Origin of the sequence: Actinoplanes sp. CA-015351, from assembly GCF_050955685.1 — a bacterium.
Lineage (GTDB): Bacteria > Actinomycetota > Actinomycetes > Mycobacteriales > Micromonosporaceae > Actinoplanes.
On the sequence record NZ_CP192102.1, the window covers coordinates 1,043,341 to 1,063,711 of the forward strand.

Consider the following 20,371-nt stretch of genomic DNA (forward strand, 5'->3'; position numbering starts at 1 on the left):
GGTCGGTATCGTGTTTGTCGCCGTTCGCCGACGTGAGCCGGGCGGTAGGCGGGAGAGCAGTCCACGATGACGTGGCCCAACCAGCGGTTGTGGCAGCCGTACGTCGGCTTGGTCGCGGTGTTGCCCCGCGACTACTACAACGAACGGGATCCGCACGCTCGCCGGCCTACGGTCGTGGTGCGTGTCCGGCAGACGGACCGTGCCTGCCTGGTCATGACCCGGACCAGTGATCCGCTGATCAACCACACCGATGACATCTGGCACGACAAGGACCCGGCGCTGCTCTGCGACCGGCAAGGCTGGTGGCAGCCCCACCGGGTGCATCGGGTTGACTTCGGCGCCTACGACGACGAGGACACCAAACCGCACAAGAGGATGACCGGCGACCTGCTCGTCCGCATCATCGCCGCCTACGAGGAGTTCGCATGAGCGCATGGGCGGAGCTGCGGCGCGACGGCGCCTTCGGGACCACCGCGACCGTCGAGCTGTACCGGTGCGTCCGGGCGGTAGCCCGGGCGGGTAACTTCCCCCCGCCGACCGGACACCAGCAGTGGACCATGGACGCGATCATGGAGACCGCGCACGAGGTGTTCGCGGACGCGAAAGGACCGCAGCGCCTCGTCGAGCTCGCGATGAAAGCGCACGACGACGACAGCTTCCGCCGGGTGCTGGAACAGGTCGTCCGTAACTTCCTGCGGGAGAAGGCCCGGGCCACGACCAAGGGCCGGCTGATCCGCCGGCTGCGGGAGGTCCTGGACGACGACGCCCGCTTCCGTGCCGTCGCCGACGGCCAGCCCGGTGCCGGCCGCAACATCGAACTGGCTGACGGCACGACGCCCGGCGTCTGGAATGGCCGGCTCAGCGACCTGGTCACCGCGGCGTACAAGGTGACCGACGTGACGATCGTGCGGTGGCGCCTCGATGCCCGCCGCGAGTCGCCGGTGGCCGACGCGCAGAGCCTGGCCGACGTCTGCGAAGCCACCCTGCGGGCCGCCGGGGCGTCCGTGGCCGTGGCAGAACTGGCAGACGTGGTCGCCGCCCGGTTCGCCGTCGGCCCGACGCCGGTGGTCACCCCGGTCGACGACGTCGACGCGTGGCTGCCCGGCGTCGACAGCATCGACCTGGCCGAGGCCGAGGCCGACATCCGCGCCGGAGCTCAGCGCCTACTCGGTCAGCTCACCTCCCGTGAGCAGCTGGTGCTCGCCTACCTGGATCAGCCGGTCCGGCAGATCGCCGATCACACCGGGCTCGGCAAGAGCGTCGCCGCGCAGGTCGCCGCCCGGGTCAAGGAAATCGCCGGGCAGGTACTCGGCGCTGAACCGCGCCGCGACGACATGCTGAGCCTCGCGCGAGCGCTGGCCACGCCCCGACCGTCTGATGATCATTAACGGTCAGGTGGGGCCGGTCGTCGTGCGTAATGATGACGCCACGACGGCCCCGCGGGGCCGGACAGTACGCGGCGGTGCGCCGTTTCAACTAAGTACACAGGTCAAGTGGAGAGGGCATGAGAATGCGGGGAGATGACCTGCGGAAGGGTAGGCACGTGGTGACCCATCAGCCCATTTGCTCACGACTGCGCCAGGCTGGCACCGGCCTGGCTGGTGTACTGCGATGACCGGTGACTGGTCGAACCGCTACGACCCGGCGCAGCAGGTCTTCGACGACGTCGACCTGAATCCGCCGGTCGCGATCGCCGGAGCGCACCTGCTCGACACCGACCTGTTGGCACCGTCGCAGGCCGGCAGCAAACACCTGGCCGAATGCGGCTGGTGCCAGCAGCGGCAGCGGGCCTCCGGTCACTATGACGACGGCCTCGACGACGACGCTTTTCTTCAGGCCGCCTACCAGCGCGCCGTCGACGGCGGTACCGCCGCCCTCGCGCCGCTGACCACCCTGTCACCCGAACTGCTGGAACTGACCGCGCCCACCGATGCCCGCGACGACGTCGCGGTCGGGCAACTGTGGCGGCTGCGGTGGCAGGACGTCACCGAACTCGCGGTGGTCGTCAAAGTCGACCGCTGGTGGGTGACCGTCGCCCCGGTCACCACCGACGTGAACGCCGCCGACGAGTTCAGCCTGATCATGCCGGCGTCTGCCAGCCTGCTGGGCACCGACTTTGCGGTCTGCTTCAGCCTGGAGAGCACCGTCCCGCTGTTCGTCTTCGACCGCCAGATCACCCCAGCCAGCCGGCCCACCCTCGACGTGCACCAGGCTGCCGCGCAGCTACCACCACCCGAAGTGATTAAAGACGTCTGGCGGGCCTGGCGCCGGGGCATCGCCGGTCCTGCCGGGCTGCCCTACGGCCTCCCTGTCGACGACGCCGACCTGGACCGGCGCGAACTGCGCAAGGCCGTCGCCACCGGATTTACCCACCTCGCCAGCGCCGCCGCCTGTGTGCCCGGTGACCCGGTTGGTGACGTCGTGCCGCTCCTGCAACAGATCAAGAGCCTTGGTCTGCCGCCGGCCGAGATGAAGGCCCGTTCCGGTCTCGACGTGACCGTCTTCGTGCGGATCAAGAAAGGCGGCCGTGTCACCCGTGACGAAGCCGCGCAGCTGACCTCATTGCTCGGCACCGACACCCGCGCCATCCTGAACGCGAATCCGCCGTTCGACGACGCCTTAGTCACCGAAATCAGCCGGCCCGCACACCGCCCCGCACTGCGAACACTGGCCGGAACTCACAGTTCTGAAGACGACCAACGGTGGAGGATGGCGGACAAGATTGCACCGCAGGCCGCTCGCACTGTCAGCACCGCGTCGACAGCCGGAGCCGGCGCCATCGACTGGGCGGCAAAAGTGGCGGTATATCTCCAGCAGCAACTCACGGAGCTCGGCGATCCCTCGGCGGACCAGTGGTGAGAAGCAGCCACCAGCAGTTGATCGACACGCTCGTCCGGGTGACGCTCGATTACCTGACCGGCATCGGCGTTGATGTCCATGACCTGGCCGCCGATCCCGTCGCGGTGATCCAAACCGTCGACGGCATTGTCATTGACTGGGTTGATCCCGCCTCGCTCGGGAACGGTTGCGCAGTCGCCGCGCTGTACTCCGGCACCGAGGCCCCGCCCCGGATCTCGGTGCTGCGCGACGCCTCGCAGGGACGCCGCAACTTCTCCCTGCTACACGAGTTCGGCCACCACCTCTGCGCCCGGATCGACGACATCGCCGCCGCCCTGTGGGAACTGCCCGACGGGGACGAAGGACCTTTCGAGGAAGACCTGGTCAACCAGTTCGCCGCCGCGATCCTGCTGCCCGCCGACGTCGTCAGCAAAGCCTTTGCGGACGGGGTCACCGCCGCCGCGGTGCTGCGCCTCTGGCAGGCCACCACAGCCTCACGCGAGGCCTGCTGCGTCGCTGCCGCCAGCTGCCTGCCCGCACCTGGCTACGTCATGCTGCTCGAACCCGGCGGCAGCAGCCAGTTCGCCGCCCGGCATGGCGACATGCTGCCCATCGCCCGCGACAGCCGGCAAACCGGCACTCGACTGCGTTCCGCGCTGCGCACGGGCAGCGCCCGAGGCCTCGACCGGCCGACCTACGCCAGCGGAGTCAGCGGACAGGAAATGTACCTAGACGCCCAAAAGACCGGCGGCTACACCTTCGCGGTCTGGGTTACCGACTCCCCGGCCTGGCAAACCCTGACGGCGCCCCTTGACAGCGGGCCCGTCAGCCACGACGGCCACTGCTCCGCCTGCGGCAAAGACTTTCAGACCTGGAAGAAACCCTGCGCCACCTGCGGCGAGCCCTACTGCCCCGACTGCAATGCTTGCGAATGCTCGCCCGGAGGCCGCCCGCCCGTCGCCGAGCGACTGTGCACGTCCTGCTTCCTCAAGCTGCCCCTAAAGGAGTTCGACGGCGAGTCGACCATCTGCATGCAGCATTAACAAGCTCTGGCCCGGCGATTCAGGCGGACGGCATAACCGTCGATGTCGAAACGATGCTGCCGGACGGCTCCACCGGAGGCGGGAATGATCACAGCTATCGTCGACACGACTTCGACGTTCGTCAACGTCATGATGGAGTCCACGCCGTGGATTCAACTTCTCACCCTGTGCCACGGCTCGAGGCTTCAGGTAGTCCTGCCCGACGTGGTGCTGAGAGAAACGGCCCGTCACTGGGAGACCAAAGCTAGTGAGGCCATCACAGCCGCGAACACGCAGATCGGCCGTCTTAAGAGCTCCCGCGAGAGACTCACGGCATTCGGTATCGACGCCAGCGGCCTCGTCGACAGTACACCAGTAACTGATGTACCGGACAAAGCCAGGTTCGAGGAGGAAATGCGCGAGAAGTTGATCTCCCTCAGAGTCCAGGTCGCGTCAGTCCCGAACCACGTCGATATCGAGCTCGTCCTCCAGCGTGACCTCGACCGCCGGAAGCCCTTCACCTCCACCGGCAAGGGGTTCCGAGACACTCTCGTCTGGGAGACAGCCAAGCAGGTCGTGATGGACTCCGAGGCAGGTGACAAGATCTTTCTTGTCACAGCGAACTCCGCCGACTACTGCAACGCGGAAGGCAGTCTCACGCCTGAGTTACATGCCGAGGTAGCGAGCGCCGCAGGCGAGTTGATCCACGTAGCGAATCTCGACGAACTTCTGAAACATGATGCGCTCAAGGCGATGGTCGCCGGCCTCACCAAGAATGCCGAGCAGCTCGCTGACTTCCTTGAGCTTGTCAGCAGCCATACGAGTGAAGATGCCGAACCCGTGTCGGTGGACCAGGTCGTCAGGGATGCCGTCATCGGAGCAGTCGAACAACTCGTCAACGAGGATGTCCAGACCGCCAATCCGACCACGTCAGGGCTCGACTTCACACAGCTGAACATCGCGGGTGAGCTCGAAAGCCTGTCGATCAACACTGTAGAACCCGACGAGTCGACGCTGACCTGGCAGACATACGAGACCTACCAAGACACCACACTATTGATTCTGGCCGAGATCGCTGCCGAGGTGACCCTCATCGGGTTCGCCCACCACTATGACGTCGGGTTGCTCGAGGAGCAGATCCACGTCCTCGACTGGGAATGGAACGATCATATGGCTCACGTCAGCACCACCGCTCATACGCGGCTCCGCTTTCAGATCCGTCTAGAGCGCGGCATGGACAACGTCGAGGAGTGCGAGCTCGAAGCAGTCGAACCGCATGGCGACGACAGCCACGACGACCACGACGCGTGGGTTCGCGGCCGTTGACGCAGGCTTGCGGCGCAGTACCGCCCGGACCGAGATATGCGTTGCGGAGTCCGCGCACGCGTTCAACAGCGCACTCTTACCGGCGCCGGCTGGACCTCGGACCAGCAGAGGTCTCGCAGGGCTCGCAGTCTCCTGATCCAGCAAGGCGTTGAGTACAGATAGTTCGTGGGTACGCCCGACAAGATCACTAGGCTGGTTGCCCGCCATGCATACTCCCCGCTTGTGAAGCACGGGATCGTACAAGATCCGGACGCTATCAGTGGGCACACCTGGACCTTCACTGATGTACCGTCCGCGTCGCCGCGCTTTACAACCTCTATCGACGTCATGCGCCGCGCAACGAGCCGGTCCTCGATGCATTCCACATGCTGAATGCCGTTGAGTACTAGAGGGGGAGTTCGTCCTGGTCGTCGACGAGATCGACGAGATCGGTGAGGTCTCTCATCTCGACGCCGAGGCTTCCCCCGAGTTTCAACTCGAGGGGGGTATACGACCCCGTATAGATCATCGCCTTATGGGTGGCCGACAGCGCGTCCGCGGCAACGACGAGTCCAGCCAGCGCCGTATGCATGTTGTGTCCGGACGTTCGAACAGCGATGACGGTCTTCTGGTCACCGCGGTGCACGACCATGTCCGCTCCTGACTCCCTGACCTGAAGATCGGCCACCTCATGTCCCGCCCGGGCGTACAACCGCGACACGAGCGTGGCGAGCTGGTCGATACCGAGGCGATCAAAGATGTTGTCGAGGCCCTGAAGCAGGCGATGGGTCAGCAGGCCGATGTTATCCGGGGAAGCGAAGGAAAGCCCTTCGGCCTGTTCTAGGGTTTCGTCGGAGATGTCGGCGTTGAGGAAGGTCTTGGCGCCGGTCAGGAAGTCGTGCAAGGTGACCATGAGCAGTTCGGCGCCGGCCTCGTCGTACATTTCCTGGACCAGTTCCGGCCGGGCCCGTACCGCATGGCGGTCCTTGTCATCGAGGACCCACAGGTCCTCTTTCACATCAGTGGTGATCCAGACGACCTTCGTGAAACCGCCCTCGCCGGAGCGGAGCCTGTCGAGTATCTGGTACCAGAGGATCACATCGCCGGCCGCGCCGAGCGCGTTCTTGTCCTTGGCGTCCCTGTAGCCCGGCGGGATCTGGTTGGGAAACCGGTACTCGACCGTCTCCTGGACGATTTGCCGTACTCGCGCCGCGTCGTAACGAGGGCCGACCTTGCCGTCGAGGATCGTCGACAGCCGCGCCAGGATGAGATCCGTGGACGCGTCGGCGAAATCCCGGACCGTCACATCATGCCCGCCTTGGATCGCCGAGAGTTCGTCGGTCACAGGGCTGAGCATGTCGGTCAGTCTCGTCTTGATGTCGTCCTTGGCGAGACCATGCTGGGCGGCGTGCCATTCGGCTTCGGCGAGGTACTTCGCCCGGTAGTCGGTGAGCGTCTCCACAGCATCGATGATCGCCGTGATGGCCTTATTGAGGGAGTCGCTGACCTGCTTCTTGGTTTCGCTGTGGCGCTTCTTCTGGTCCGGAAGAACTTTGTCGCGGTTGCGAGCGAACTCCAGGGCTGACTGGTGCGGAACCCACAGCCTGTCCTGGTGGTTCTCGAGGGTGCTCAGGAGTTGCTCGCGGGCGGCCGGACCGATGCGGTAGCAGCCGAGCAGGATGTTCGCGTCCGGGACGAATAGGCCAGACTTGAAGTAATCGTCCTGGGTGCTGGGCTGCCCCAGCCAACCTGGGAACATGCTCCGGAACTCGGTCCGCTCGCCTGTCACGCTGGTCATGGTATTGCGGTCTAGTTGTTGCCCGAAGCCTGGACCTTCCACGTCATGGAACCAGTCCCACGAACAGAGGTTGCATGGCATGCCGCGGATCCGGTAAGTCTCGGGATGAGACTTGTCGGCTGGCGACTTCGGTCCGCACTACGCGACCGTCGGATGCTGGGACGGCGTTGAGCCCAACAGCTCCAGCGGAGGCAGGATTGATCACAGCCGTCGTCGATACGACCTCGACGTACGTCGACGTCATGATGAGGTCCACACCGTGGATGCAACTTCTCACGTTATGCCACAGCTCGAGGCTCCAGGTGGTCCTACCTGACGTTGTGCTCCAAGAGACGGCTCGGCACTGGGGGGCCGAAGCCCGGGAGGCCATCAAGACCGCAAACGCGAAAATCGGCGGCCTCAAGAGCTCCTGGGAGAAGCTCACAGCGTTCGGGATCGACGCTAGCAGCCTCGTCGACAGCACACCCGTGACCGACACCCCGGACAAGGCCAAGTTCGAGAAGGAGACGCGCGAGAAGCTGATGTTCCTCGGCGTCCAGGTAGCGCCGCTCCCGGAGCACGTCGACATCAATCTCGTCCTGCAGCGCGACCTCGCCCGCCAGAAACCCTTCACCTCCACCGGAAAGGGTTTCCGGGACACTCTGGTCTGGGAGAGCACCAAGCAGGTCGTGGCAGACTCACACGCAGGCGACAAGATCTTCCTTGTCACGGCGAGCTCCACCGACTACTGCAACTCGTAAGGCGACCTTGCCCCCGAGCTGCGTGCCGAGGTGGCGAGCGCGGCAGGCGAACTGATCCGGGTAGCGAATCTCGACGAACTGCTCAAGCATGACGCGCTCAAGGGGATGGTGGCCGGCCTCGCCAAGGATCCCGGCCAGCTCGCTGCATTCCTCGATCTTGTCACCAGGCCCGAGGCCGAAGACGAACCCGCGTCGGTGGACGAGGTCGTCAGGAATGCCGTCATCAGCGCGGTCGAACAACTCGCCAATGAAGATGTTCAGACCGCTAATCCGACAACGTCGGGGCTCGACTTCACGCAGCTGAGCATCCCGGTCGGACTCGAAGGACTTTCTATCGACACGGTAGAGCCCGACGAGTCGACGCTGACCTGGCAGACGTACGAGACGTATCAAGACACCACACTTCTGATCCTGGCCGAGATCGATGCCGAAGTGACCCTGATCGGGTTCGCCTACCACTACGACATCGGGCTGCTCGAGGAACAGATCCACGTCCTCGACTGGGAATGGAACGATCACATGGCTCACGTCAGCACCACCGGTCATGCGCATCTCCGCTTTCAGATCCGTTTGGAGCAAGGCATGGACACCGTCGAGGAATGCGAGCTCGAGGGCGTTGAGCCACTCGGCGGCGATGACCATGACGCATGGGGCCGGAACGCCTCACGAGCGACATGCGACGCGACGCTGCTCAGGGCTCAGCGGTTTGTGCGGAGGTCCCAGACCGGAGACCGGGGGGCTAAAATGGACGCCCACCGTACCGAATACAGAGTCCTGCGTCAGCTTCCCTCTAGCGAGGATCAGCAACAGCTCGCCGACAGAGCCGACGCCAGGTGCGGCTACATCGGCACACGAGGGCTCATGCCAGCACACGGCATGTGCGGGAAGTTAGGAGACGGGTTTCGGTTCTCCGGCCGCTTGGCTTCGTTCACAACTAAGGACATGTCCAGCCACCAACGGGCCTACGAGATCAGGGTCGTTAGGCCGTTCTGCGAACACCAGTCGAACACCCATGTCTGACAACAGCCGGACGATTCGCTTCGCCAGCGAGCGACCGTCCTCCTCGGGCGTGCGCGCAGCTGCGGTGACCGACAGGCGAAGTCCTCGATCGGCATCCACGAGCAGCGTGACAGCTGATTGGATGCCCGCCTGTTCCAGGATCGCGTGAACCTCGGTACGCAGGTCGGTCGCGTTACGGTAGTCGATGGCCCGGGCGGCCGCGTAGACGGCGTCGGCGAGTTCCGCGACAACGGCGGCCACCGCTCCTACATTCAGGGTGTTCGGGCCGTAGGTGATCGTCTCGGTTGACGGATCGTAGGCGAATCCCCAGTACTCGAAGGCAGCCTCACGCGGTGACGCGCCAGCGTCGATGCGGCGTCGCTGCGGGCCTCGGCCTTTGCCTAGCGCCCACTCGTCGAAGTGCGTCAGCGCGTTACGCATGTCGACAAGGCCAGGCAGGGCCTCCTCGAACGCCTGCTGCGCATGGTGCAGAGCCCGGCGTGCGTCGGCGAGGCCGAGTTGCTGCAACCGGCCGTTGACAAGGCGTACTGCACCGACCGGCTGCCGTAGCGCGATGACGAGCTGCCGAGCGTCGATCTGCCGCGAGCTGAACCAGGCGATACGGCGATCGTCCGGATCGTGCATCCGCAGGAGAGCCAGGTCGATGGTCCGCTGCCACCACTGAATCTCAGAGAGGGCAATAGCCTCGGGATGGTCTGCGGGCGACCAGTCAACCATGTCTGTCACGGCCGGATTATCTCCATGGAGGGAGACGGGATCCGCGCCGGCTGCGGGTTCCGTACGGTCGCAGGCCTCTGCCATGTCACCAGTCAGTCGCCGCCGAATAGTTCCTTGCGCTCTTTGCGCACTTCGCCGACATCCTCCGGTGACGCCTCGGTCCAGATGGCGCCGACCTCGACGAGCCACAGTGCGAGCCACATCACCGCTTTAGCGCACTGCTCAAAAATCCAGCCGAACCCATCGCCGAGCGCACCGGTCAGGCCCATCACCGCCAGCAGAACCTTGTCGAAAACAGCGCGTAGCCCTGCCCAGATGAATGCGAGCTGGCCGGTGTTGCCACTGCCGCCGGAGCGGATGAGCAGCAGGACGGTAACGACCACGGCGGTCACCGCGGAAACGTAGGCGATCGCGTCACCGATCCACTGCAGCATTGCGCCGATCGTGTACAGAAGCAGAGCGACCAGCATCAGCAGCGCCGCGACGATGAACAGGATGATGGCGCCGATCCAACCCAGGACCAGCAGGATCCAGTCCAGGGCGCTGCGGCCGCTGTCTCCACCGGCGTCCTGCCAGGCCAGTTCGGTCCGGGTCTGCGACAGTTCGGCGGTCAGCGTGTTCAGGTCGTCGGCGATCGACCGGTACTCGTGCAGCGAGGCGGTGATGCGGTCGAAGTCGGCGTCGATCTGGCGCAGCGGTTCGAGGATGTCTGGCAGCGGCTCACCCATCAGGGATTCGAGCCGGCGCACGCCGGACATGTCGATGCCGTACTTGGCCTCGACGTCGGTGCTCATCCGAGGTCTCGCAGCAAGTCCGCGGACTTGGTGTCGGTGTCCTCGTATCGTGCCGCTGCCATCGAGATCCTGCTAGAGGTGTCGGAGAGCATCTGCGACGCCAGCCGCAGACCGTCGGTGAAGACCGGCCGGGCATCGTCCCAGATCGTCGCCGGCGAAACCGCGGATCGCCTCCAGGGACTCCCACCAGCTCAGCGTCGTCACCTCGGAGAGGCCGTCGCCCAGGTCGCGGGTCCACATCTGTGCGCCTCGGTTGCCCGGCGTCTGCCGATAACCGGTCAATCCCGTTCGCTCGACGTAGGTCACGTACTCCGCCACCCGATCGGTGTGAACCTGCCCTCGCCACATGCGCGCAATCATGGGATTCAGCGTATGAGCGCATATGACAAGCTGGCGAGATGCGGATCGCCTCGCTTCACACGTACCCGGTCAAGGGTTGTCATCGGCTGGACCACGACGAAGCCGGAGTCGACCCGTGGGGCCTGACCGGTGACCGGCGGTGGATGATCGTCGACGCCGAAGGCGTCGGGATCACCCAGCGTGAGACGCCGTTGCTCACCCAGCTGATCGCGCGGCCGCGGCCCGGCGGCCTCACGCTCAGCGCACCCGGGCTCGGGCAGCTCGATCTGGACGAGCCGGTCCACGGCGAGAAGGTCGCCGTGCGGGTGTTCAAGAGCAAGCAGCCGGTGCCGGGGCGTGTCGCTTCCGCAGCCAGCGCCTGGGTCAGCTCGCTGCTGGGGCGTGAGGTACGTCTGACCTGGCAGGCCGACCCGACCAGCCGGACCATCGCCGAGTTCGCCCAGCCGGACGACCGGGTCAGCTTCGCCGATGGTTACCCGGTGTTGCTGGCGAACACGGCGTCACTCGACGCGGTCAACGACTGGCTCACCGAGGGTGGCGACGAGCCGATCCCGATGCACCGGTTCCGCCCCAACGTGGTCGTCGCCGGAGCCCAGGCGTGGGCGGAGGACGCGTGGATCGGGCGGCGGCTGCGGATCGGCGACATGACGTTCCGCGCGGCGAAATCGTGCGCACGCTGCCGCGTCACCACGATCGATCAAGAGACCGGCGAAACCGGGCGGCAGCCGCTGCATGTGCTCGGCAAGCACCGGAGGATCGACGGCAGCCTGCTCTTCGCGATCAACCTGATCCCCGACCTGGGCGCCGGCCGAACCGGTCTTATTCGGACAGGTGACACTTTCGATGTCCTCGAAGAGTGAATCCGTCTTAGGGGAGTCTTAGGAAATTTGCCGCCTTCGTGGTGGGCGAGCAGGATGCCCCGGGTGAGTGCTCATCGAAACCCGTTCTCGATCCGATGGCTTGCCGCAGGCGGCGCCGCGGTGATCGCCGGAATCATCGGTGTCGCCCTGGTTCTGCAGACCGGTGGGTCCGCATGCGCCGCACCGCCGAGCACCACGGCCAAGACCGGCAAGGCCACGTTCTACGACCTGGCCGGCACCTCCGGCAACTGCTCGTTCGAGGTGCCCGCCGACGATCTCTACGTGGCGCTCGGCCCGTCCCAGTACTCCGAAGGTGCCTCCTGTGGCGCGTACCTGGACGTCACCGGCCCCAAGGGCAAGGTCCGCGTCAAGGTCTTCGACTCCTGCCCGGAATGCGCCGCCGGTCACCTCGACCTGAGCCGCACCGCCTTCAAGAAGATCGGCGCCGAGATCGACGGCATCATCCCGATCAAATACAAGCTGGTCACGAACCCGTCGGTGCCCGGCCCGATCAGCGTCCGGATCAAGGAGGGCGCGTCGCAGTACTGGTTCGCGGCCCGCATCGACAACCACGCGAACCTGCTCTCCTCGGTCAAGGTCGCGAGCGGCAGCGGCAGCTTCAAGAGCGCCCACCGCACCGACTTCAACTACTGGCTGATCGACAGCGGCGCCGGCCCAGGCCCATTCAAGATCAAAATCACTGATGTGTACGGGAAAACGAGCACTGTCAGTGGCATCAAGATGAACCCCGGCACAGTCCAGAAGACAAGCGTCCGAGCCTCATCAGCATCGAGTTCAGGCACCGCCACCAAGACGGAGTCGACAACGGCCGCGTCAAAGAAGCCCGCCGTCGCCGCGAAGGCATCACCGTCGAAGTCGGCCGCCGCCAAGCCGTCAGCGTCGGTGTCGGTGTCGGCCACCGTTTCGCCGTCGGTTAGCGCCTCGGTAACTGATGCGGCGCCTCTCCTGGAGTCGACAACCACCGCTGAGGAAGCCGAGGCCGCCCTAGCGGGCCCGGCCGTCGACCTGGCTGCCGCCGAACCGCGCTGCTGACGCCCTGCTTCTCTCCTCGAGATCCAGGCGGGTTCTCGCTCCCATGCGGGCCGAACTTGCCTGGATCTCGTCGTATTTCTTGGTGCGGAAGAGGGGACTTGAACCCCCACGCCCTCTCGGGCACGGGCTCCTAAGGCCCGCGCGTATGCCATTTCGCCACTTCCGCACGATTTGCCCGCCTGGGCAACTCGTTGTGAGGAGTCTAATCGCTCAGATCCAATTGCGGCACTTCGGTCACCGCCGTTGTTCCCGCGAGCAGCCGCCAAATCCGGTCCGACCCGGCCACCCGGCCCAACCCGCCCGTGTCGCGTGCCGCAGGCCGCGTGCCGCAGGCCGCGTGCCGCAGGCCGCGTGCCGCAGGCCGCGTGCCGCAGGCCGTGAGTTGCGGGTCGCGGGTCGCGAGTTGCGGGTCGCGGGTCGCGAGTTGCGTGTGGATTTTGGGCGCGATCTGCACCTCAAGTCGACACGGGCAGCGGATTCGCGGTGTGCGTGTGGATTTTGGGCGCGGAGCGAACCCCAAGCCCACACGCTGGACTGGTTGCCGGAGGCCGTGCGCTGAGTGCCGTGCACGGCGGCCGCCTTGCGGGTTGATTACCGCATGACGGCCGCCGTGAGCTCCGGGCTTCCTTGCCCGCCGGGAAATGGTGGCGGCGATTGCCCTCCCCATCGGCGGGGTGGGCCCGGAGTTGCATGGTTTGCCGGACTTTTCCGGCTTTTGGGACGTCAGTCGAGGCCGAGGTCGCGGCGGAGTTTGGCCACGTGGCCGGTTGCCTTGACGTTGTAGAAGGCTCGCTCGATGGCGCCGCTCTCGTCGATGACGAAGGTGGAGCGGATCACGCCGGTCACCGTCTTGCCGTACAGCTGCTTCTCGCCGTACGCCCCGTACGCGATCAGCACGCTCTTGTCCTCGTCGCTGACCAGCGGGAACGTGATGGCGTCGTGCTCGCGGAACTTGGCGAGCTTGGCCGGGGAGTCAGGGGAGATGCCGACCACCTCGTAACCGGCGGCCTGCAGCGAGGCCAGCGAGTCACGGAAGTCGCAGGCCTGCTTGGTGCAGCCGGGTGTCATGGCCGCGGGGTACGCGTACAGAACAACCTTGCGTCCGCGCAGATCCTTGAGCGAAAGGCTGTCCCCGTTGTCGGTGGGCAGGGTGAAGTCGGGCGCGGCGTCGCCGGCGGCAAGGCGCACGTTTTCAGTCATGGGACCGACGATAGTGCGGCTCAGGCGGCGGCTCGCTGGCCGCTCCAGAGCCGGCGCGCGGCGGTGAGGTCGCGGGGCCACTCCTCGCCGCGCCGGGACAGCCTGCGCTCGGTGATCTCGAAGTCGCCGAGCAGCCGGTGGAACTCGTCGAGCACGTCGGACTCCAGGAACGGTTTGCAGGAGAAGACGTTGATGAGGACCTCGCGCAGGTGGGGGTAGGTGTGCACGGCGGCGTGCGACTCGGCGAGGATCACCACGGCGGATTTGCCGGCCTTTTCGGCGGGCCCGCCCTCGGTGGCCACGAGCGGCCCGGCGATGACGGTCATGCCGATGCGGGCGACCAGGTCGCGCATGAAGGTGGTGAGGGTCGCCTCGTCGTCGAGCGGCGAGATGTCGGACACGGCCGAGAGCCGGAGCGTGAGTTCGTCACCGTAATGGTCCATCGGGTCCCCCTAAACGGAATAACTGAACGTTACCGGCCCGATGCGCAGCGTCGGAATCCCCCTGTCGGGGATTGGCACATTGAAAGTTTTTGCAGTTCAGGGTGGGTATGGAATCCGCGAGGAAATGGTCCGGCGGCAATCGATCAGCGCATTGAAATAGCGAAAGAAAGTGTTTTCAGTGGTGCTGTGCACACCGTGTTAAGTACTCGGGGATAGCGGCCGGATGGTGATCGAAAGTAGGCTGCGTCAGCCGTAGCCGTCGAGAGTGGAGATCAATCATGAGCGAGCCCACGAGCGGGACCACCAGCGTCTCCAGCGAGGTCGTGGAGAAGATCGCCGTCGCGGCGGCCCGGGCGGTTCCCGGTGTCGCGGACCTGGGCGGGGACGTGTCCCGGTTCTTCAACAGCGTTCTCGACAAGGTCGGCCTGGACCAGGTCGGTGACGCGAGCCGCGGCGTCTCGGCGAAGGTGGCCGACGGCAACGTCACGGTGAACGTGGTGCTGGTCCTGGAAGCCGGCCGGGTGGTGGCCGAGGTGACCGGTGAGGTGCAGCGCACGGTGACCGAGGCGCTGACCGGTTACGGACTCAAGGTCCTAGCGGTCAACGTCAACGTGGACGACATCAACATCTGAGTCGGTAGCGGCCCGGATCCGCAGCACCCCGGTCAGCGCCAGCCCGGTGCCGACCCCGATCGCGATCATCACGGCGCCCCGGGCGAGCCAGCCCGGCCCGGCCGCCGGGACGACCGGGGCGAAGAAGGCGTCGGCGCTGCCGAAACCGGCGAACGCCGCAAGCACGAAACCGGCGAGCGCCAGATAGAACGGCGGATGACGGTACGCGGCCGCGCAGGCGAGCAGGCCGGCCAGGACCAGAACACCGGACCAGCCCGACCCGTCGGCGGTACGCAGGTACGCGTACCCAAGAGAAGAAAGACCGCCGAGGAGCGCGAGCGACCCGGTGGAGCGGGGCAGGCGATGAGCGGCCAGGGCGACAGCGACGGCCAGTAACGCCGCGCCCACCCACCAGGACCAGGTGCGCGGCGCCGGTTCGTAATCGAGGGTGCCCTGGATCTCGAAGGTGCGGGCCTGATCGCGCAGCGGGACCACCCACTCGCGGAGCCGGTGCTCGGAGTCCGGGTCGGCGACGGCCTGGGGCGGAAGGCCGGACTCCATCCACTGGGTGCGCTGATCGTGCCAGCGGACCGTGGTGCTGGTGTCGACGCGGCGCCAGGCGGGCGCGGCGGTGGGATCGGCGTTCGCCGGCAGCGCGGTGTCGAAGGCGGCGGTCTCGTTCAGGTACGTCGCCGGGGAGTTGACGTTCTGATAGGTGCCGTCCGGGCGGACGTCGAGGTACGGCTCGCCGGAGTAACCGAGCACTTCGATCGACCGGCTGCTGGTGTTGACGAGTTCGAGCCGCGAGCCGCCCTCGACGACCCGCACGCTCAGACCGTCGAGCGAACTGCTGAATCCGGTGGCTACGACCCGATATTTACTGACCTCGGTGGCGTCGCCGGCATGGGCGAAAGCGGGCGTGGCCGGCCCGAGGATCAGGCCGGCCAGCATTGTCAATCCGAGGAGAAACCTCACCCAGCTGCTTTCTCGATGGTCTGGGTGAGCAGTTCGCTGGTCGGCACGGTGTCGTTCGGGCCGGTCAGCTTGGTGCCGTCGACCACGATCGTCGGCGTGCCGGTGAAGTCGCGATCGGAAAACTTCTCGGTCACGTCGGTCGCCCACGTCTTGTAGGTTCCCTCGTTCACGGCGTTCGCGAAAGTCTCGCTGGTCAGGCCCACCGACTTGGCCAGCTCGATGATCTTTTCGTTGCTGAGGCCGTCGGTGTTCTCCTCGGGCTGGTTGTCGTAGAGCACGTTGTGCAGTTCGAGGAACTTGTCCTCCTGCGCGGCGGCCGCGGCGGCGCCGGCGGCTCGGGTCGAGTACTCGGTGCCGTTGGAGTACTGGTCCAGGATCGCCACCGGGTGGATTCGCAGCGTGATCTTGTTGGCTTCCGCCATGTTCTGCAGGCTTTCGCCGCTGGCCTGCTCGAAGTTGCCGCACGCCGGGCACATGAAGTCCTCGTAGACGTCGACGACGACCGGGCCGCTGCCGATTGCGAACGCGGTCCCGTCGTCGACCGCCACGGTGGGCGTCGTGACCTTGCCGTCGTTCTGGCGGGACATCACCGTGTATCCGACCAGGCCCGCGACGAACAGGACCAGGACGACGCCGACCGAGGTCCAGAGCGTCACCTTGCGGCGGCGCTCGGCGGCCTGCTGCTGTGCCACGATCGCCCGGGCCTGGGCGGTCCGGTCCCGTTTCCCCTTGCTCATCGCTGTTCCCCCATAAGAAGGCCGTCTACTGAGAACCTGGTCCGCGGCTTCCACAACAGAATGCCGGCCAGCACGATAAATCCGATATCTCGCAAAATATCGAGCCAATACGCTGCATTCTTGCCCGCAGCCAGTTCACCACCGGAGCTGAAGCACCCGCAGTCGATCTGAAGACCGCGTGTCCAGGCCGAGATGATCCCGGCGATGAACACCACGAGCAGAGCCACCGAGATGCCGGCCGTGAGCCGGGTCGCGAGGCCGATCAGCAGCAGCAGGCCGAGCGCGATCTCCAGGAACGGCTGGACCGCACCGACGATCTTGGCGGTGTCGTAGGACATCAGGTCGTACGCGTGCACCGCGCGCGCCGAAGCGGCGAGATCACCGACCTTGAGCCCGCCGGCGATCAGCCAGACAGCGGCCAGGGCGAGCCGAGCCGCCGTGGAGATCAGCGGCCAGGTTCTTTGCATGCTCACGCCCGTTAGACGCTCGTCCTCACGATCCAGTTCCCGATCATGTCCGGTCCGGGACCGGCGTCACAAACAGGGCCTAAAGCCTCTGAATCAGCTGGCTTGTGCCTGGGAAACGGCTGTGCGCAGTTAGCTGGCTTGTGCCTGGGAAACGGCTGTGCGCAGTTAGCTGGCTTGTGCCTGGGAAACGGCTGTGACCAGCTCATCGCGCGCGCGGGCCACCCGGGACCGGATCGTGCCCACCGGGACGCCCTCGACCTCGGCGGCCTCGGCGTACGAAAGCCCGATCACCTGGGTCAGCACGAACGCCGTCCGGCGCTCGTCACTGAGCCGGCCGAGCAGATCGGCGCTGGTCAGCCTGTGCGCTGGGTCGGGCGAGGGCAGTTCGGTGACGGCCTGCGCGGCGAGCCGGGCGTCGAGCCGGCGGCGGCGCACCACCGACCGCAGGTGGTCGGCGCAGGTGCGGCGGGCGATGCCGAGCAGCCAGGTGCGCACGCTGGAGCGCCCGGCGAACGTGTCCAGCGCGCGGAACGCCCGGAGATAGGTTTCCTGGGTGAGATCGTCAGCCGTTCCCGGATCGATCAGCGCGGCGGTGAAACGCCACACCTCGGCCTGGGTCGCACGCACGAACGCGGACTGCGCCGCCCGGTCACCGTCGCGGGCGGCCAGGGCCAGCGCGGTGGTCTCGTCCGTTTCTTGCTCACCAGCCGTCACGAGCCAGATGGTACGCGAATCGGCGGTTCCGCTCCGCGTCTGGAACCATGCAATGGCTTCATCGTCCTCGGGTGGAAACGGAGTGTGCTGTGACTGACCGACGCCGAGTACTGGCTGTATTGGCCGGGTTACTGCTCGGGTTCTTCGGCACGCTGCTGTCCGCGGCCCCGGCAAGCGCGCACGCGGCGCTTGTCGCCAGTGATCCGGGCAACGGCACGATCGTTCCGGACGCCCCGAACCGGGTGACCCTGAACTTCAGCGAGTCCGTGCAACTCGTCTCCGGCAAGATTCGGGTGATCGCCCCGGACGGATCCCAGGCCGACCAGGGTGATCCGACCGTGGACGGCGGCCAGGTGACGATCCCGCTGCGCTCCGGCGCCGGCCGCGGAACGTACCTGGTCAGCTACCGCGTCATCTCCGCCGACAGCCACCCGGTCGCGGGCACCATCACCTTCTCGGTGGGCGCGGCCTCCACGCCGCCTTCGGCGACCGAAGAATCCGTCCGGGTCGATCCAGCGGTCCGCGCACTCATCCCGATCGGCAAATTCCTGGGGTACGCGGGACTGGTTCTTCTGGTCGGGCCCGTACTCGTGCTGGCCCTGCTGTGGCCGCAGCGGCTGAACCGGCGCGGCCCGGGCCGGCTGATCTGGACCGGCATCGGGCTGGTCACCGGCAGCACGCTGCTCGCGATCTACCTGCAGGCGCCGTACACCCTGGGCACCGGCCTGTTCGACGTGCGCGTCGGTGACCTGCGCGACGTGCTGGGCAGCACCTTCGGCGCGGTCATGCTGGTACGCCTCGGCGTGGTGATCGCCGCGGCGTTCCTGCTCCGGCCGCTGCTCGGCGGCGCCGGGGCGGAGTCGAAGCTCGACCTGGCCCTGCTCGGCGTGCTCGGGGTGGCGGCGCTCGCCACCTGGCCGCTGACCGGCCACCCGACCGCCTCCCCGGTGGCCGGCGTCTCCGTGGTGATCGACGCGATCCACCTGGCCGCCATGTCGGTCTGGCTGGGCGGCCTGGTGATGCTCTTCGGGTTCCTGCTGCCCCGGGCGAACGCGCGCGAACTCGGCGCGATCCTGCCGATCTGGTCCCGCTGGGCGGCGGCCTCGGTCGGCGCGCTGATCTTCGCGGGCGTGGTGCAGGCGCTGATCGAGGTGGCATCGCTGGACGGGTTGATCAACAGCACGTACGGCCGGCTCATCCTGGTGAAGGTGGCTCTCGCAGCGATCGTGATCGGCGTGGCCGCGTACTCCCGCAAGCTCGTGAAACAGCGCAGCGCGGAGGAATCGCCCGGCCCGCTGCGCCGGATCGTCTCGATCGAGCTGGGGATCACCGCGGTGGTGCTGGCCGTCACCGCGGCGCTGGTACAGATCTCGCCGCCGCGCACCGCCGAGGCGGCCGAGACCGCGGCCACCAGCACCACGGTCACCCAGACGATCACCTCGGACAAGATGGCCATGCAGGTCGACATCTTCCCGGCGGCGGTCGGCAACAACTCGATCCATCTGTACGCGTACACGCTGGACAACAAGCCGCTCCCGGTCGTCGAGTGGAAGGCGACCGCGGCGCTGACCAGCAAAGGGATCGAGCCGATCGAGATTCCACTGCTGCGGATCACCGATTTTCACGCGATCGGTGACATCGCGCTGCCGGTCGCCGGTGAGTGGACGTTCAAGTTCACCGCCCGGACCAGCGAGATCGACCAGTCGACGGTGACGATGACCGCGACCGTGAACTGACGTCGTTTCTGCTGCCCTTTTGCGCGGCCCGGCCCCTCGGGGCCGGGCCGTTCGCATATCAATCGGGGATCCCGTACCGATTTGACCACTTTGGGGTTATTTGCACTTGTATGGTCTTGCGGTACTGGCCCGGGAAGGGGGAGATCAGATGCGGGTGTTCCGCACGATTCTCGGCATGCTCCTACTGACCATCGGACTGCCCTCGCTATTGGCGGGGGGCGGACTGTGGACAGCGATGCAGCATCGCGACCCGGGCGGCGCGTTCACCGGTGAGCTGCAAAAACTCGGCGTACCCGGGTACGCCGCAGTCGTCGGCGACATCGACCGGCTGCTGCGCGACGACGCGCCGTTCGCCCGGATCGGCGCCACCGAGCTGCGGCTCACCGCGGCAACCACCGACGGGCCGGCCTTCTTCGGACTCGCTCCGGCCGCCGACGTCGACCGTTACCTGGCCGGGGTTCCGCACTCCCAGGTCCGGACCGTCGACATCGGCACCGGAGCGCTCCCGGTCACCGCGGATCGTGTGAACGGGCCCCGCGTGCCGTTCGGCATCCCGGGACAGCAGGCGTTCTGGACGCGTACCGGCATCGGCGAGATCAGCCTCGTGCCGGGCGAACTCGTCGGCGGGCCGTACAGCCTGGTCATGATGAGCGCCGGGGGGAGCCCGGTGAACCGGCTCGCCGCCGTCGCCGAGGTCCGCCCCAGCTGGCTGAACTCCAGCACGTGGGGCCTGCTCACCCTCGGCACCTTGCTGATCATGGCCAGCATCGTGCTCCTGGTCTGGCCGGGCCGCCGCCGCGAAGTCGTCTACGTCGTCTCACCCGGCCAGGTTCCCGAACTCATGCAGGCCATCGGGGTCCCGCTTCCGTACGGCGCGGGTGGTTCTCGGACGGGCGGTGCGCACCGCCCGCGTACCCTCGCGGACTCGCGACCGGTCCGCCCGCCCGCGCTCCCGCAGTTCGCCTGGCCCCCGTCGTCACC

At 66.5% G+C, this 20,371-nt stretch carries 24 protein-coding genes and 1 tRNA gene; 11 read left to right on the forward strand and 14 right to left on the reverse strand.

The window, feature by feature from the left end; genetic code table 11:
- Nucleotides 1–66 precede the first annotated feature (66 nt).
- From ACQP2E_RS04765 to ACQP2E_RS04785, 5 genes are all read left to right on the forward strand, one after another.
- Complete coding sequence (locus ACQP2E_RS04765) at nucleotides 67–429, forward strand: hypothetical protein (RefSeq protein ID WP_433828657.1); 363 nt, start codon at nucleotides 67–69, stop codon at nucleotides 427–429.
- On the forward strand, nucleotides 426–1,388 hold the full coding sequence (locus tag ACQP2E_RS04770) for a hypothetical protein (RefSeq protein WP_433828658.1): 963 nt from the start codon (nucleotides 426–428) through the stop codon (nucleotides 1,386–1,388). The genes ACQP2E_RS04765 and ACQP2E_RS04770 overlap by 4 nt, the downstream gene beginning before the upstream one ends.
- Nucleotides 1,389–1,611: 223 nt before the next feature.
- Nucleotides 1,612–2,859, forward strand: coding sequence for a hypothetical protein (locus tag ACQP2E_RS04775; RefSeq protein ID WP_433828659.1), 1,248 nt, complete (start codon nucleotides 1,612–1,614; stop codon nucleotides 2,857–2,859).
- Between the two features lie 17 nt (nucleotides 2,860–2,876).
- The gene (locus ACQP2E_RS04780; RefSeq protein ID WP_433828660.1) at nucleotides 2,877–3,881 is read left to right on the forward strand and encodes an ImmA/IrrE family metallo-endopeptidase; all 1,005 of its coding nucleotides are present in this window, start codon (nucleotides 2,877–2,879) and stop codon (nucleotides 3,879–3,881) included.
- Nucleotides 3,882–3,965: 84 nt separating this feature from the next.
- Nucleotides 3,966–5,186, forward strand: a complete 1,221-nt coding sequence (locus tag ACQP2E_RS04785) for a PIN domain-containing protein (protein ID WP_433828661.1) — start codon at nucleotides 3,966–3,968, stop codon at nucleotides 5,184–5,186.
- Here the strand turns inward: ACQP2E_RS04785 and ACQP2E_RS04790 are convergent.
- Nucleotides 5,082–5,546, reverse strand: a complete 465-nt coding sequence (locus ACQP2E_RS04790; RefSeq protein ID WP_433828662.1) for an ATP-binding protein — start codon at nucleotides 5,544–5,546, stop codon at nucleotides 5,082–5,084. The two genes, ACQP2E_RS04785 and ACQP2E_RS04790, sit on opposite strands and share 105 nt — an antisense overlap.
- Before the next feature lie 25 nt (nucleotides 5,547–5,571).
- Nucleotides 5,572–6,954, reverse strand: a complete 1,383-nt coding sequence (locus ACQP2E_RS04795; RefSeq protein WP_433828663.1) for a PIN-like domain-containing protein — start codon at nucleotides 6,952–6,954, stop codon at nucleotides 5,572–5,574.
- Between the two features lie 206 nt (nucleotides 6,955–7,160).
- Between ACQP2E_RS04795 and ACQP2E_RS04800 the strand changes: the two genes are divergently transcribed.
- Together ACQP2E_RS04800 and ACQP2E_RS04805 are read left to right on the forward strand one after the other, a co-directional pair.
- A complete protein-coding gene (locus ACQP2E_RS04800; RefSeq protein WP_433828664.1) occupies nucleotides 7,161–7,703 on the forward strand; it encodes a PIN domain-containing protein in 543 nt (180 codons plus the stop codon).
- A gap of 30 nt (nucleotides 7,704–7,733) precedes the next feature.
- Nucleotides 7,734–8,723, forward strand: a complete 990-nt coding sequence (locus ACQP2E_RS04805) for a hypothetical protein (RefSeq protein ID WP_433828665.1) — start codon at nucleotides 7,734–7,736, stop codon at nucleotides 8,721–8,723.
- A gap of 809 nt (nucleotides 8,724–9,532) precedes the next feature.
- Here the strand turns inward: ACQP2E_RS04805 and ACQP2E_RS04810 are convergent.
- Together ACQP2E_RS04810 and ACQP2E_RS04815 are read right to left on the reverse strand one after the other, a co-directional pair.
- Nucleotides 9,533–10,234, reverse strand: coding sequence for a hypothetical protein (locus ACQP2E_RS04810; RefSeq protein ID WP_433828666.1), 702 nt, complete (start codon nucleotides 10,232–10,234; stop codon nucleotides 9,533–9,535).
- Nucleotides 10,235–10,306: 72 nt separating this feature from the next.
- A complete protein-coding gene (locus ACQP2E_RS04815; RefSeq protein ID WP_433828667.1) occupies nucleotides 10,307–10,594 on the reverse strand; it encodes an antibiotic biosynthesis monooxygenase family protein in 288 nt (95 codons plus the stop codon).
- A 38-nt stretch (nucleotides 10,595–10,632) separates the two neighbouring features.
- Between ACQP2E_RS04815 and ACQP2E_RS04820 the strand changes: the two genes are divergently transcribed.
- On the forward strand, nucleotides 10,633–11,454 hold the full coding sequence (locus tag ACQP2E_RS04820) for an MOSC domain-containing protein (protein WP_433828668.1): 822 nt from the start codon (nucleotides 10,633–10,635) through the stop codon (nucleotides 11,452–11,454).
- 63 nt (nucleotides 11,455–11,517) lie between these two features.
- Nucleotides 11,518–12,507 carry an expansin EXLX1 family cellulose-binding protein gene (locus ACQP2E_RS04825; protein ID WP_433828669.1) on the forward strand — a complete coding sequence of 330 codons (990 nt, stop codon included), beginning with the start codon at nucleotides 11,518–11,520 and terminating at the stop codon, nucleotides 12,505–12,507.
- 80 nt (nucleotides 12,508–12,587) lie between these two features.
- Here ACQP2E_RS04825 and ACQP2E_RS04830 read toward each other — a convergent pair.
- From ACQP2E_RS04830 to ACQP2E_RS04845, 4 genes are all read right to left on the reverse strand, one after another.
- Nucleotides 12,588–12,673, reverse strand: a tRNA-Leu gene (locus ACQP2E_RS04830).
- Between the two features lie 36 nt (nucleotides 12,674–12,709).
- Nucleotides 12,710–12,961, reverse strand: a complete 252-nt coding sequence (locus ACQP2E_RS04835; protein ID WP_433828670.1) for a hypothetical protein — start codon at nucleotides 12,959–12,961, stop codon at nucleotides 12,710–12,712.
- A gap of 269 nt (nucleotides 12,962–13,230) precedes the next feature.
- Nucleotides 13,231–13,707 carry a thioredoxin-dependent thiol peroxidase gene (bcp, locus tag ACQP2E_RS04840; protein ID WP_433828671.1) on the reverse strand — a complete coding sequence of 159 codons (477 nt, stop codon included), beginning with the start codon at nucleotides 13,705–13,707 and terminating at the stop codon, nucleotides 13,231–13,233.
- Between the two features lie 20 nt (nucleotides 13,708–13,727).
- Nucleotides 13,728–14,150 carry an S-adenosylmethionine decarboxylase family protein gene (locus tag ACQP2E_RS04845; protein ID WP_111648226.1) on the reverse strand — a complete coding sequence of 141 codons (423 nt, stop codon included), beginning with the start codon at nucleotides 14,148–14,150 and terminating at the stop codon, nucleotides 13,728–13,730.
- A gap of 278 nt (nucleotides 14,151–14,428) precedes the next feature.
- Here ACQP2E_RS04845 and ACQP2E_RS04850 point away from each other — a divergent pair, with 278 nt between their 5' ends.
- Nucleotides 14,429–14,782, forward strand: a complete 354-nt coding sequence (locus ACQP2E_RS04850; protein WP_433828672.1) for an Asp23/Gls24 family envelope stress response protein — start codon at nucleotides 14,429–14,431, stop codon at nucleotides 14,780–14,782.
- Here ACQP2E_RS04850 and ACQP2E_RS04855 read toward each other — a convergent pair.
- The 4 genes from ACQP2E_RS04855 to ACQP2E_RS04870 form a co-directional block, all read right to left on the reverse strand.
- Nucleotides 14,744–15,736, reverse strand: a complete 993-nt coding sequence (locus tag ACQP2E_RS04855; RefSeq protein ID WP_433828673.1) for a hypothetical protein — start codon at nucleotides 15,734–15,736, stop codon at nucleotides 14,744–14,746. The genes ACQP2E_RS04850 and ACQP2E_RS04855 overlap by 39 nt on opposite strands.
- On the reverse strand, nucleotides 15,733–16,473 hold the full coding sequence (locus ACQP2E_RS04860) for a DsbA family protein (RefSeq protein WP_433828674.1): 741 nt from the start codon (nucleotides 16,471–16,473) through the stop codon (nucleotides 15,733–15,735). Before ACQP2E_RS04860 ends, ACQP2E_RS04855 begins: the two co-directional genes overlap by 4 nt.
- Entirely contained in the window at nucleotides 16,470–16,940 is a 471-nt protein-coding gene (locus ACQP2E_RS04865) for a MauE/DoxX family redox-associated membrane protein (protein WP_433828675.1), read from the reverse strand. Before ACQP2E_RS04865 ends, ACQP2E_RS04860 begins: the two co-directional genes overlap by 4 nt.
- A 165-nt stretch (nucleotides 16,941–17,105) precedes the next feature.
- Nucleotides 17,106–17,654 (reverse strand): sigma-70 family RNA polymerase sigma factor, encoded by a 549-nt coding sequence (locus ACQP2E_RS04870; protein WP_111648221.1) that lies wholly within the window; start codon nucleotides 17,652–17,654, stop codon nucleotides 17,106–17,108.
- A 47-nt stretch (nucleotides 17,655–17,701) separates the two neighbouring features.
- Here ACQP2E_RS04870 and ACQP2E_RS04875 point away from each other — a divergent pair, with 47 nt between their 5' ends.
- On the forward strand, nucleotides 17,702–19,390 hold the full coding sequence (locus ACQP2E_RS04875; protein WP_433828676.1) for a copper resistance CopC/CopD family protein: 1,689 nt from the start codon (nucleotides 17,702–17,704) through the stop codon (nucleotides 19,388–19,390).
- Nucleotides 19,391–19,595: 205 nt separating this feature from the next.
- Here the strand turns inward: ACQP2E_RS04875 and ACQP2E_RS04880 are convergent, their stop codons facing one another.
- Together ACQP2E_RS04880 and ACQP2E_RS04885 are read right to left on the reverse strand one after the other, a co-directional pair.
- Entirely contained in the window at nucleotides 19,596–19,856 is a 261-nt protein-coding gene (locus ACQP2E_RS04880) for a hypothetical protein (protein ID WP_433828677.1), read from the reverse strand.
- Nucleotides 19,835–20,128, reverse strand: a complete 294-nt coding sequence (locus ACQP2E_RS04885) for a hypothetical protein (RefSeq protein WP_433828678.1) — start codon at nucleotides 20,126–20,128, stop codon at nucleotides 19,835–19,837. The genes ACQP2E_RS04880 and ACQP2E_RS04885 overlap by 22 nt, the downstream gene beginning before the upstream one ends.
- Nucleotides 20,129–20,371: the final 243 nt, after the last annotated feature.